This window comes from Clostridium caldaquaticum (genome assembly GCF_023806125.1).
Lineage (GTDB): Bacteria > Bacillota > Clostridia > Clostridiales > Clostridiaceae > Clostridium_AT > Clostridium_AT caldaquaticum.
This window is the reverse complement of the sequence record NZ_JAMSKT010000001.1, coordinates 43,545-55,526: the sequence shown is the minus strand read 5'-3', so window position 1 is coordinate 55,526 and position 11,982 is coordinate 43,545. Positions and strand designations below refer to the sequence as shown.

Below are 11,982 nucleotides of genomic sequence, written 5' to 3'. Positions count from 1 at the left end.
AGAGAGCTGGGTTAGGTGAAAGCCGGCGGCAGTAAAGTCTGTGAATATGGCCCCTGAGCAGATTATCTGAAGCAAAGTAGGATAATACGGAAGCAGCCGTTATACTGCAGGGTGATAAAAGCCTTTTTAGGCGGAGTCACTTAGTGAGATATCTGTGGCGACACAGGTATGAATTAGAGTGGTAACACGTATATTACGTCTCTATGCAGCATTTTCTGCATAGGGGCTTTTTATTTTTATTGCATATTACATAGAAAAATGGAAAAGATTTTAATCAGGAGGAGAGAATGATGACAAAGAAACCATATTATATCACTACCCCAATTTATTATCCATCAGCAAACCTTCATATAGGAAACACTTATACAACAGTAGCTGCAGATGCTCTAGCAAGATTTAAAAGATTAACAGGCTATGATGTATTTTTCCTGACAGGAACAGATGAGCACGGTGAAAAAATACAGAGAATTGCAGAAGGCAAGGGAGTTACTCCAAAACAATATGTAGATGAAATTGTTGCAGGAATTAAAGACCTTTGGAAGCTAATGAACATAAGCTATGATAAATTTATAAGAACAACAGATGACTATCATGAAAAAGCAGTCCAAAAGATATTTACTCAGCTTTATAAGCAGGGGGATATATATAAAAGCTCCTATGAAGGACATTATTGTATACCTTGCGAATCCTTCTGGACTGAAACACAGCTTGTAAACGGCAACTGCCCGGACTGCGGAAGACCTGTTGAAAAGAAAACAGAAGAAGCTTACTTTTTTAAAATGTCAAAATACGCTGACAGGCTTATTGAGCATATAGAAACTCATCCAGAGTTTATTCAGCCGGAATCACGTAAAAATGAAATGCTAAACAACTTTTTAAGACCAGGACTTCAAGACCTTTGCGTATCAAGAACCTCTTTTAACTGGGGAATACCTGTAGAGTTTGATCCAGGTCACGTTGTTTATGTTTGGATAGACGCTCTTTCAAATTATATTACTGCATTAGGTTATAAGAATGATGTAGATACCGAGCTTTACCAAAAATACTGGCCTGCAGACGTACATCTTATAGGAAAGGATATTTTAAGATTCCATACTATTTACTGGCCTATTATGCTCATGGCTTTAGATGTTCCGCTTCCTAAGCAGGTGTTTGGACACGGCTGGCTTTTAGTTGACGGCGGAAAGATGTCAAAGTCTAAAGGAAATGTTGTTGATCCGGTAGTTTTGGCACAGCACTTTGGAGTAGATGCTATAAGATATTATCTGCTTCGTGAAATACCTTTTGGTTCAGATGGACTATTTAATAACGAAATATTTATAAAGAAGGTAAATTCAGATTTAGCTAATGATTTAGGAAATCTTTTATCAAGAACTGTAGCTATGATTGAAAAGTACTTTGAAGGCCTTATACCAGCTCCAACAGCTAAGGAAGAGATAGATGATGAACTAATAGGTTTAGCTCTTGAAACACCGAAGAAAGTAGAAGCTCATATTGATAATTTAAGAATTCCAGAAGCTTTAGCTGAAATCTGGACGCTTATAAGAAGAGCAAATAAATATATAGATGAAACAACACCTTGGATACTTGCAAAGGATGAAAGCAAAAAAGAAAGACTGGGAACAGTTCTTTATAACTTGGCAGAAACTTTAAGATTTTCATCAGTTTTAATATCTTCTTTCCTTCCAGAAACTTCTGAGAAGATAAATGAGCAGTTAAGCATAAACTTAACAGCTTGGGATACACTTTCTGCGTTTGACGGTACTGAAGCTTCTGCAAAGGTTAAGAAAGGTGATGCTATATTCCCAAGAATTGATGTTGAAGCTAAGCTTAAGGAACTTGAAGCGCTTAAGGAAGTTAAGGAAGAGCCAAAGGTGGCTTGTCAGCCAATAAAAGAAGAAATAACTATAGAGGATTTTGAAAAGATTGATTTGAGAGTAGTTAAAGTAATATCCTGCGAACCTGTTAAAGGTGCTAAAAAGCTTTTAAAGCTTAAGGTAGATTTAGCAGGAGAGGAAAGACAGGTAGTTTCAGGCATTGCTAAGTGGTATAAGCCAGAGGACTTAGTAGGAAAATATGTTGTATTAGTTGCCAACTTAAAGCCTGTTAAATTAAGAGGAGAGCTTTCTCAGGGAATGATACTTGCAGCTTCAACAGATGACGATAGTAAGCTGTTTACAGTAAGTATTCCAGGAGACCTTCCAACAGGAAGCCAGGTAAGATAAGAAAAGTTAAATGTAAAACCTTCAGTAAGAACTGGAGGTTTTTTTGTGGTTATTAAATTAATTCTATGTTAAAAAACATTGACCAAGCTACAGACATTCACGTATAATATAATAGACGTTTAGTTTTTATACTAGAAAGGTGAATTAAAAAGGAGGGGGGAAAGTAGTTAATAACTGGATAAATAAAAGCGCCAGAACTTAGCTAAAATAAGTTAGTTAAGTTGACGAGGTTGGGGAATATCGAGTATTCGGCGGGTGCCCCACGGTAATGCACTACCGTTAAAGGTTAGTAAAAACAAGAAGTGATTCTTGCCACAACACTAACCGGGTGTTAAAACCTTTCTTTTATAGAACGCCATAGAGATAAAATTATAAAAAATCCTATGGTTTATTAAAGTCGTCTAAGATTCAGAAAAGAAAGGGAGATTAATAATATGTGTGGAATAGTTGGATATGTAGGTAAAAAAGAAGCATCACCAGTTTTAATTCATGGATTATCAAAGCTTGAATATAGAGGATATGATTCAGCAGGAGTTGCAATAATAGAAGATAATTTGTTAAAGGTTACAAAATGTAAAGGAAGACTTGCTAATCTTGAAGCAAAATTAAATGAAAATCCAATACACGGAGCAGTAGGAATAGGGCATACAAGATGGGCGACTCACGGGGAGCCGTCAGACCTTAACTCACATCCGCATTCAAATGAGGATGAAACTATAAGTGTAGTTCATAACGGAATAATTGAAAACTATCTTCAGCTAAGAGAATGGCTTTCAGCTAAGGGTTATAAGTTTATGTCAGAAACAGATACAGAGGTTATTCCTCATCTTGTGGATTATTATTATAAGGGAAATTTAGAAGAAGCTGTAATGAAAGCAATAACAAAGATGGAAGGAAGTTATGCTATAGGTGTAGTTTCAACTCATGAGCCAGGAAAGCTTGTAGCAGTTAGAAAAGATAGTCCGCTTATAGTAGGTCTTGGAAAGGACGAGTTTTTCATAGCTTCAGATATTCCTGCAATATTAAATTATACAAGGGATATTTATCTTTTAAATGACAAGGAATTTGTTGTTATAAATGAAGATGGAATAAAGCTTTTAACAGAAGACGGAGATGAAATTAAAAAGGATGTTTTCCACGTAACATGGAATGCCGATGCTGCAGAAAAAGGCGGTTACGAGCATTTTATGATAAAGGAAATTCATGAGCAGCCAAAAGCTATAAAAGATACAATGACTTCAAGAATTGTTCTAGGAAAACCAATAGCCTTAGATAAGATAACAATAACTAAAGAACAGCTTGCAAATATAGATAGAGTTTATATAGTAGCTTGTGGAACTGCTTATCATGCAGGAATAGTAGGAAAATATGCAATAGAAAAACTAGCTAGAATACCAGTTGAAGTAGATATAGCTTCAGAGTTTAGATATAGAAATCCAATAATGAATGAAAAGACGCTAATGATAGTTGTAAGCCAATCAGGTGAAACAGCAGATACTTTAGCAGCTCTTAGAGAAGCTAAAAAATATGGAGCAAGAGTTTTAGCTATAACAAATGTTGTAGGAAGCTCTGTTTCAAGAGAAGCTGACGATGTCCTATACACTTGGGCAGGACCGGAAATAGCAGTTGCTTCAACTAAGGCTTATACAACTCAGCTTATAGCTATGTATATACTTGCATTATATTTTGCAGACTGCAAAGGTACTTTAAGTACCGATGAAATAGAGAGCATAAAGGCAGAAATGCTTAAACTTCCTGAAAAATGTGAAGAAGTTTTAAAACACAAGGAAGTTCTTCAAAAGTTTGCTTCTAAAAACTTTATGCATAAGGATATGTTCTTCCTTGGAAGAGGCTTAGACTATGCTGTTGCAATGGAAGGTTCTTTAAAACTAAAGGAAATTTCCTACATTCACTCAGAAGCTTATGCTGCAGGTGAATTAAAGCACGGTACCATTGCTTTAATAGAAAAGGGAACAGTAGTTATTGCACTTGCTACTCAAGAAGAGCTTTTTGAGAAGATGTTAAGCAATGTTAAGGAAGTTAAAACAAGAGGAGCAAATGTTTTAGCCTTTGCTTTTGAAGGAAATGAAACTGTGGAAAAAACTGTAGATTCAGCACTTTATATACCAAAAACAGCAGAAATACTTGCACCAGTATTATCAGTTGTACCACTTCAGCTTCTTGCTTACTACATTGCAGTTCAGAAAGGCTGCGATGTTGATAAGCCAAGAAACTTAGCTAAGTCTGTTACAGTAGAATAAAAAATATATTAATAAGAAAATGTGCTAAAAGTCATGGTGAAAATAGGGTAGAAAACCTTATTTAAGCCATGATTTTTGTTTTAGGATGAGTAGGTTTAAGGTATAATGAGGGTATATAATTAAAATGATATGAACAAAAATCTTAAAACAGAAAAGTACTTTCATTATAAGATAAGTACTATTAAAATAAAAATAAAGGAAGGTAAGGCTAAAATGATAAATAAAAAAATAAATATATGCTGCTGTGGTGGAAAAGAGCCATCTAATAAAGTGGAAAATGATAATACATGTCCTGTATGTAAAACATCAGGAGTCAAAGTAAAAAGTATTACAGTCAGACATTTGGTAGTTGATACATTAACAGAATTGGTCGGAGATACAGATTATTATATATGCATGAATGAAGAATGTGACATTGTTTATTATAATCCAGAATCAGGTGTTAAATTTAATAAGCAGCAAGTGAAAGTGCCTATATGGTTTAAAAAAGATGCCAATCCTAAATACGCCTGTTACTGCAGTAAAGTTACAGAGGAGCAGGTTATAAGTGCCGTTATAAAAGATGGGGCAAAAACAGTCAAGGATATTATAGAAATCACAGGGGTTATGAAAAACAGCCAGTGTATAAAGAATAATCCGTTAGGGAAGTGCTGTCATGAAATAATTCAGAAGGCTATAGATAAAGGGTTATCTATGAAATAAATAGGATTGTATTTTTATATATTACAAGATATAAAAAATGGAATGTATGAAAGACTTGAGTATGATAGAAAAAATGAAAGAAAAAACAAGTGAGTTAAAGAAACAGGTTTTTGCTTTATATCTGGCATATAAAAAGAAAGAAACACCTTTAATTGCAAAGGTATTTACTGCTGTTGTTGTTGCATATGCACTAAGTCCTATAGACCTGATACCTGACTTTATCCCCGTATTAGGATATTTAGATGATTTCATACTGATACCTATGGGGGTTGCGATTGCATTAAAGTTGATACCAGCAGAAATTATGGAAGAATGCAGGAAAGAAGCCGAGATAAAATTGAAAAGTGATATTCCAGAAGCCAAGGCAGCAGGTGTGATTATTGTAATGCTGTGGATACTGATTTTAGGATTTATCGGGTATAGGATATTAGCAATTATATAAGAAGAAGGAATCAATTTGAATACTCCATGGATATATTTTCTCCTTTTTGCAGGTAGTTTTTTGGCTGTAGCAATATCAGGAGCAGCAGGTTTTGGTGGTGCACTATTATTACTTCCACTCTTATCGAAAACAGTTGGTACAACTATGGCTGTGCCAATACTGACCATTGCACAGTTAATTGGCAATTTATCACGGGTTTTCTTTGGCTTTAAACAAATTAAATGGAAACCTGTGTATATATTTATAATAGGTGCAGTGCCAATGTGTGTTTTGGGAGCATTTTCTTTTGTAAAAGTTCCGAAAGAAATCATTACAAGAGGAATTGGATTTGCTATTATTGTTTTTGTGGCATTAAAATATTTCAAAATGCTTAAATTTGAACCTAGTGACAGGACAATGCTTATTGGTGGAGCAGTGACAGGTTTGATTTCAGGTCTTGTCGGCAGCGCAGGACCGGTAGGGGCAGCATTATTTCTTTCATTGAACCTTTCACCTGTAGCTTATATTGCAAGCGAAGCAGTAACTGCCGTTGCTATGCATATTTCCAAGACAGTTATTTATCAAAGATACCTTGGTATTGGACTATATGTGCTGGGAATTGGATTGTTCATGGGTATTGCTATGATTGCAGGAACAAGGGCTGGTAAAAAGGTAATTGATAAAATGCCAAAAGAGAAATTTATAAATTTTGTAGGTATCCTTTTAATACTGATTGGATTACAAATGATGATATGGGGTTAAGTAATTCTCCAATTCAATTTATTAGAAGGGGTAGATAATTTTGTTTTTTAGCAGTGAACAAGTTAAGAGGGGCAGGAAAATCGTAAATACAGGTATAATTATTTTATTTTTTCTTTTACTTGCAGATATTGCTTTAAGTTTAGTATCTAACGGTATTAAAGGATTAGCGGGAAAAATATTTATTAGCGGGATAATTTTAGTTAACATATTTTTTTACTATAAAGGCAGCAGGATAGCATTTAAAATAACGATGTTACTGCTGTCAGGAGTTTATATTTTTATCTTTGGTTTGCTGCCTTCTTATTTGGTTTTAGGGCTGCTGCGTGTTCTAAATGTCCTGGATTCTTTTGGCGGTGCTTTATATTTGGTTGTCCCAGCCATAATTATTACAGCAGTAAGCATTTTGGTATTTAAAACAGAATTTTATAATGATATTATGGCTTTTAAAAACTACTACGATAAGATAAATAAAACAAAAAAATAAAACAGGAAATGGATAATATGGATGTTTTGACCTATGAACATTAGATAAAACGGGAGCACTGATATTGGAAATGTTAGAGAATAATCAATTTATAAAGCAAATAGAACTTGACAGAAAAAGGGTAGAATCTTTTCGGAGATATCCATTCTCTCTTCCAGTTATTCGGGGATTATCAATTCTTGATATGCACCCTAAAGAGACATTTATTGTTGGAGAGAATGGAACAGGAAAGTCAACTATTTTAGAGGCTGTTGCCGTAGCCTGCGGGTTTAATCCTGAAGGCGGGAGCAGGAATTTCAATTTTTCATCAAGAGCCTCTCATTCTGAATTATATAATTACATAAAGATAATTAAAGGAATCAGAAGACCTAAAGACGGGTTTTTCCTGCGTGCAGAAAGTTTTTACAACCTTGCAACAACAATTGAAGAACTGGATAAAAGCGAGGGAGGTGCAAGAATTATTGACTCGTACGGCGGGCGTTCACTTCATGAGCAGTCTCATGGAGAATCCTTTTTTGCCGTGTTTATGAACAGGTTTAGGGGAAACGGACTTTACATATTGGATGAGCCTGAGGCAGCATTATCACCTACAAGGCAAATGTCGATGATTAGCAGGATTCATCAGTTGGTTGGGAAGAACTCACAGTTTATAATAGCAACACATTCCCCGATTTTGATGGCATATCCTGATGCAGTTATATATGAAATAAAAGAAGACATTAAAGCGGTTAAATATGAAGAAACGGAGCATTACCAGGTAATGAAAAGTTTCCTGAACAATACGCAGAAGATGTTAAATATACTTATGAAATAGCACTGTCAAAGGAACATGGAATTTGCTTTTTAGCAGTGAAGAGGTGTATTTCTTGTGGAAAATGCAAAAGAGTATGTCCCATGAATGTAGATATTTTAGACAGCAAAAGAAGCAGGGAAAATGGAACAGAGTGCATTTTATGCATGGAATGTGTGAAAAGTTGTCCTAAAAGCGCTGTTTACTTTTAAACAGGATAAAAAGGGTGTTAAATTAACCAGATTATAAGAGGATTAATTGCGCCGAATCAGGGATTTTTCCCAGAATATACATCAGGAGAATACAAAAGAGGGAACTGCACTATGATTGTAAGCAGGGGACTTGGAAACAGCATTATTCCACAAAGGCTTTTCAATCATCCCGAAAATAGTTGTTTTAACGCTGTCAAAAGAAAAAGAAGCATTTTAAACTTTATACAAAATAGGTATTGACTATCACCTTAGGTGTTAGCCTATGATAATTACGAGGTGATAAGAATGTTAATTAAAGATGTATGTAGAGAATGTAAATTGACGAAGAAAGCGGTTGAATACTATGAACAGGAGGGATTGATATGTCCAAAGATTGAGGATAATGGTTATCGGAATTACAGTGATGAAGATATTTCTGTATTAAAAGAAATTGGAGTTTTGAGGAAATTAGGTATCAGCATTGCTGAAATCAAAGATATTCTTACGAGCACTAATAGATCCGCTGCTCTGGCAAAATGCAAATATAAGATGTATTTAGAAGTTGAAAAATCAATTGCTAAGAAAAAGTGCCTTGAACAGTTGATAAAACATTATGACATTGAGCAGGCAAATACCTATATTGAAGAAGATATAGAAAAGCATTTTACAATCAAAGAGAAACTGCTGCAAGCATTTCCAGGAGGTTATGGGATGTATTTATGCGTACATTTTGGACAGTTTCTTAATGAGAAAATTGATACTGAGGAAAAAGAAAGGGCATATAATAAAATTGTTGATTATTTGGATAAAATTCAAGAAAAAGGATTTCCTGAAGAACTGGAAGAATTTTTACATCAGGGTCTTGGACAGATGGAAGAGGCAGATATACAGAGAATTAATTCATCTATAATAGATTCAGTAAACAATATGGATATGTATTTAGAAGAAAATAAAGAAGATATTGAAAAATATTTGGAATACAGAAACTCAGATGAATATAAAAAATCACCTGTCTGTAAAATACAGCAATTATTGTTGAAATTTCAGCAAGATAGTGGATATAACGACATATTTATTGAAAATTTAAAAATATTGAGCGATTCATATAGGGAGTATTTTGGAAAACTCCAGGCTGCAAATAAAGCATTTATAGATAAATATTCACAATTTGATAGTATTTATAAGGTATAGATCTGCAATAATAATCTTATGCTAAAATTGATATTTGCAGTTGCTAATGATAATATAGCAACAGGGACATATAAGTACTATTTAGAAACAAAGAATAACATCTTAATTCAAAGGGAATACTAATTACAAAGTAAGCTTTTGAAGGGAGATGTTTTTTTATGCCAAGAATAGCAAGGCAAAAGAAAGAAGACGCTATTTTTCATGTAATGGCTAGAAGCATAAGTGAAGTTGATTTGTTTAATGATAATCAGGATAAGGCTTGTTATTTAGATCTTGTTAAAAAATATTAAAAAACTTACGAATTTAGAGTATATGGATATTGTTTTGTTGAAAAAATAAAATTACATACCAAATACTGCAGGGAGATAGTTGAAGCAAAGGCTTTAGCTGTACTTTTAATGAGAAGTCTTTGCAACTTAAAATGCAGTGAAATTTGTCGTGTCTTTGGAAACATAACTCAAAGCAGAGTTTCAAAATTAAGCAGCCTAGGGGTAAAGCTTCTTGATAACTAATACTATAATTGGACAAGCATTGCAAAAAATATTAATTTAACGAGAAATTATTTGAAACTGTAATAATAAAGAAACATAATAATCAAAATATAATCTAAAAAGAATAGAACCTTTAGGCAGTAGGTTGTAATATTAAATAACTGTTCCTATAAATTATATTAGAGCATTCTAGTAAAGGAGAATTTACAAATCCTAAGAATCCAAAGAAAGAGACTTTAGGAAAGTTTAAAAGTGGTGGACATGTTTAAGAAAATATTGATTTTTTAGAAAGTCATGGCATAGAATATAATATAGTTAAAGAATATGCTAATGGTGTAAGAGTAGGTAATGTTCCAAGCCATGCAGAACGGACAAAACGGGCAGGAAATTATCAATCATGGTTTCCTAAAGATTGGGATAACGAAAAAATACTTATTGCAGCAAATTATACAGTTAATTTAAAAAGAAAAAATTTATTTTATAAAAAAAATATAGTAGATAAACAAGGGAATATTATAGGGTATTCTAAATTTGCTAAATATGAGAATGTGGTTGTAGTTATAGTGGCGGATAAAAACAATATAGTTGCCACTATATTTCCGGATAGTTTGCAAAGAAGTATAGAGGAGATGAAAAAAGGTGGATAAAAAAGAAATTAAGGAACTAATCCTGTGGAGAAAAAATCTACCTGATAATTATCCATGGTTGGAGAGAGATTTCTGGAGCAAAATAGAAAGTGAACTTACAAAAAATGAAAATGAAACGATAGAGTTTCTTAAAACATGTACTTCTGAGGAGCTTTTCTATTTATCTGAATCCTTTGAAGAAATTTCATTTGTTTTTCAGAGTAGAGAATTTGTTGATTTTCTTAAAGAACTTGCAAAACTGCATCCAAATATTATAACAGATGTGGATATAAAATGGGCAGAAGATGCAATTTTAGATTAAAAGGCACTTGTTAATATATAAATTAGCAGGTGCTTTTATTATGTTTTAAAAAGAATCATCCGTAGGAAAGGGAGCATCCATAGTTTTGTGTAAATCACATCTATGGATGCTCTTCAATATATACATTTTTATCAATTACATATAAAACTACTTATTTAGGTACTTCTACTAAATGACTATTAACATACTTCATTTGTTCTTCTGAAAGCTTTCCTTTTTCTTTTAATATCTCTGATGCCGGCTTAGGAAGATAAATATCTTTGCTTAAATTATAAGGCATCCCATTATACATAGCTACAAAGAATCTAACATTTTCTGTTCCTATCTCTTTGTCACTTCCCTTATAAGATGAATATATAGCTTCAAACTCCTTAACCTTAAAAGTTTTCAGGCTTTCTACTCCTTTTATTCCAAAGGCTTCAGCTAAATCATTTACTGGCACGCCATAAGATTTAAATATATCATCAAGCGTATAAGATCCTCTTATATCCTCTGGTTTAGCTTGCCCCATAAGTTCTCCGGAAGTATATTTAACTGGTATTTTTTCTGATTCTGTAGACCACAGGTTTAACTTGCTGGATACTGCAATGCCTCCAAATAGTATCATTACTGAAATTATCCCTGCAACCAGTGGCTTTAATGATTTATTAGTTAAATTGCTGCTCATATTAACTGTATTTACTACTGAACATGCCTCTTCAGAAGTACATTTCATACAGGATATACACTGATGATCCCTTACTACATTATTTTGTGATACTTTTATATTCATTGGGCAATTACTATCACACATTTTGCAGGACACGCAGGAACTTGAATTCCTCTTAATCTTAAATATTCTAAAAAGATTAAATACTCCTAAAAAAGCTCCGTAAGGGCAGGTATATTTACACCATGGCCTTTCAACAAATAATGAAGCTAAAATAACTAACACAAGGATTATTACTCCACTGACTGCCAGTTCTGAACTCCAAAGATTAAATAAGCTATAAAATGGGTCATATGCCTCAAAGGCAATTTTACCGGTTATAGCGGTCATATATATTACCCAGGCTAGAACTGCATATCTTAGGTATCTTAAATATTTATCATATTTATAAGGTATAAAATTGTTATACTTCTTTTTAAATATTCTTTTCCCTATTTTACTTAAGCCTTCCTGAAGTGTTCCTAAAGGGCATATCCAGCCGCAGAACAATGGGCCAAATAGTGTGGCTAACAGTATGCCGATTGCCATTAGGACAAAGGAAGATTCATGCAACTTTTTGACCAGAGTCCCTGAAGTTATAAACTGGTATATGGAAGTTATACCACCAAAAGGGCACAAGGCATGCATGGACGCTGATGATAAAAACGGTATTGCCCTTCCGTTTTCAACAAGACTATGATTTAGTGATATAAGTGCAATAAACAAGAAGAAAAATACTTGTATACCTCTTCTTATACCTATTTTTTTATTTTTTTTCATTTAATTCACTCCTCGTTTCACTTTATATTAAAATTGTATCTCAATATT

The 11,982-nt window shown here is 33.5% G+C and carries 12 protein-coding genes, 2 pseudogenes and 1 other annotated feature (1 of these 15 cut by a window edge); of the genes and pseudogenes, 13 read left to right on the top strand and 1 reads right to left on the bottom strand.

Translation table 11 applies throughout. From position 1 onward, the window contains the following. Window positions 1-206: a binding site (T-box leader), on the top strand; it begins 42 nt to the left of the window's first position. Between the two features lie 75 nt (window positions 207-281). The 13 genes and pseudogenes from metG to M2651_RS00220 all read left to right on the top strand — a co-directional run. After that, window positions 282-2,225: pseudogene (metG, locus tag M2651_RS00270) on the top strand (methionine--tRNA ligase); the annotation flags it as partial. Between the two features lie 434 nt (window positions 2,226-2,659). Continuing rightward, on the top strand, window positions 2,660-4,486 hold the full coding sequence (gene glmS, locus M2651_RS00265; protein ID WP_252130321.1) for a glutamine--fructose-6-phosphate transaminase (isomerizing): 1,827 nt from the start codon (window positions 2,660-2,662) through the stop codon (window positions 4,484-4,486). Window positions 4,487-4,699: 213 nt separating this feature from the next. Further along, a complete protein-coding gene (locus M2651_RS00260) occupies window positions 4,700-5,188 on the top strand; it encodes a Csac_0668 family 2Fe-2S cluster-binding (seleno)protein (RefSeq protein ID WP_252130320.1) in 489 nt (162 codons plus the stop codon). 61 nt (window positions 5,189-5,249) lie between these two features. Beyond that, window positions 5,250-5,630, top strand: a complete 381-nt coding sequence (locus M2651_RS00255; protein ID WP_252130319.1) for a YkvA family protein — start codon at window positions 5,250-5,252, stop codon at window positions 5,628-5,630. Window positions 5,631-5,645: 15 nt separating this feature from the next. Beyond that, entirely contained in the window at window positions 5,646-6,371 is a 726-nt protein-coding gene (locus M2651_RS00250; protein WP_286207891.1) for a sulfite exporter TauE/SafE family protein, read from the top strand. 40 nt (window positions 6,372-6,411) lie between these two features. After that, window positions 6,412-6,855 (top strand): hypothetical protein, encoded by a 444-nt coding sequence (locus M2651_RS00245; RefSeq protein WP_252130317.1) that lies wholly within the window; start codon window positions 6,412-6,414, stop codon window positions 6,853-6,855. Between the two features lie 64 nt (window positions 6,856-6,919). Beyond that, window positions 6,920-7,669: an AAA family ATPase gene (locus M2651_RS00240; RefSeq protein ID WP_252130316.1), complete on the top strand. Its 750-nt coding sequence runs from the start codon at window positions 6,920-6,922 to the stop codon at window positions 7,667-7,669. Then, entirely contained in the window at window positions 7,666-7,857 is a 192-nt protein-coding gene (locus M2651_RS00235) for a 4Fe-4S dicluster domain-containing protein (RefSeq protein WP_350338267.1), read from the top strand. Before M2651_RS00240 ends, M2651_RS00235 begins: the two co-directional genes overlap by 4 nt. 33 nt (window positions 7,858-7,890) lie before the next feature. Next, window positions 7,891-8,074: pseudogene (locus M2651_RS00230) on the top strand (metallophosphoesterase); the annotation flags it as partial. Window positions 8,075-8,142: 68 nt separating this feature from the next. Then, window positions 8,143-9,027, top strand: a complete 885-nt coding sequence (locus tag M2651_RS00225; protein ID WP_252130315.1) for a MerR family transcriptional regulator — start codon at window positions 8,143-8,145, stop codon at window positions 9,025-9,027. A gap of 158 nt (window positions 9,028-9,185) precedes the next feature. Beyond that, window positions 9,186-9,317 (top strand): hypothetical protein, encoded by a 132-nt coding sequence (locus M2651_RS14265; protein WP_286207890.1) that lies wholly within the window; start codon window positions 9,186-9,188, stop codon window positions 9,315-9,317. Window positions 9,318-9,793: 476 nt separating this feature from the next. Next, window positions 9,794-10,165 carry an EndoU domain-containing protein gene (locus M2651_RS14380; protein ID WP_350338266.1) on the top strand — a complete coding sequence of 124 codons (372 nt, stop codon included), beginning with the start codon at window positions 9,794-9,796 and terminating at the stop codon, window positions 10,163-10,165. Continuing rightward, entirely contained in the window at window positions 10,158-10,466 is a 309-nt protein-coding gene (locus tag M2651_RS00220; RefSeq protein WP_252130314.1) for a hypothetical protein, read from the top strand. The genes M2651_RS14380 and M2651_RS00220 overlap by 8 nt, the downstream gene beginning before the upstream one ends. A 151-nt stretch (window positions 10,467-10,617) precedes the next feature. Here the strand turns inward: M2651_RS00220 and M2651_RS00215 are convergent, their stop codons facing one another. Further along, complete coding sequence (locus M2651_RS00215) at window positions 10,618-11,934, bottom strand: 4Fe-4S binding protein (RefSeq protein ID WP_252130313.1); 1,317 nt, start codon at window positions 11,932-11,934, stop codon at window positions 10,618-10,620. Window positions 11,935-11,982: the final 48 nt, after the last annotated feature.

What these genes read in the sequence shown, in the direction of transcription:
- M2651_RS14265 (WP_286207890.1), top strand. Translation starts at nt 9,186, where the DNA reads ATGCCAAGAATAGCAAGGCAAAAGAAAGAAGACGCTATTTTTCATGTA.
- M2651_RS00255 (WP_252130319.1), top strand. Translation starts at nt 5,250, where the DNA reads ATGATAGAAAAAATGAAAGAAAAAACAAGTGAGTTAAAGAAACAGGTT.
- M2651_RS00260 (WP_252130320.1), top strand. Translation starts at nt 4,700, where the DNA reads ATGATAAATAAAAAAATAAATATATGCTGCTGTGGTGGAAAAGAGCCA.
- M2651_RS00215 (WP_252130313.1), bottom strand. Translation starts at nt 11,934, where the DNA reads ATGAAAAAAAATAAAAAAATAGGTATAAGAAGAGGTATACAAGTATTT.
- M2651_RS00225 (WP_252130315.1), top strand. Translation starts at nt 8,143, where the DNA reads ATGTTAATTAAAGATGTATGTAGAGAATGTAAATTGACGAAGAAAGCG.
- glmS (WP_252130321.1), top strand. Translation starts at nt 2,660, where the DNA reads ATGTGTGGAATAGTTGGATATGTAGGTAAAAAAGAAGCATCACCAGTT.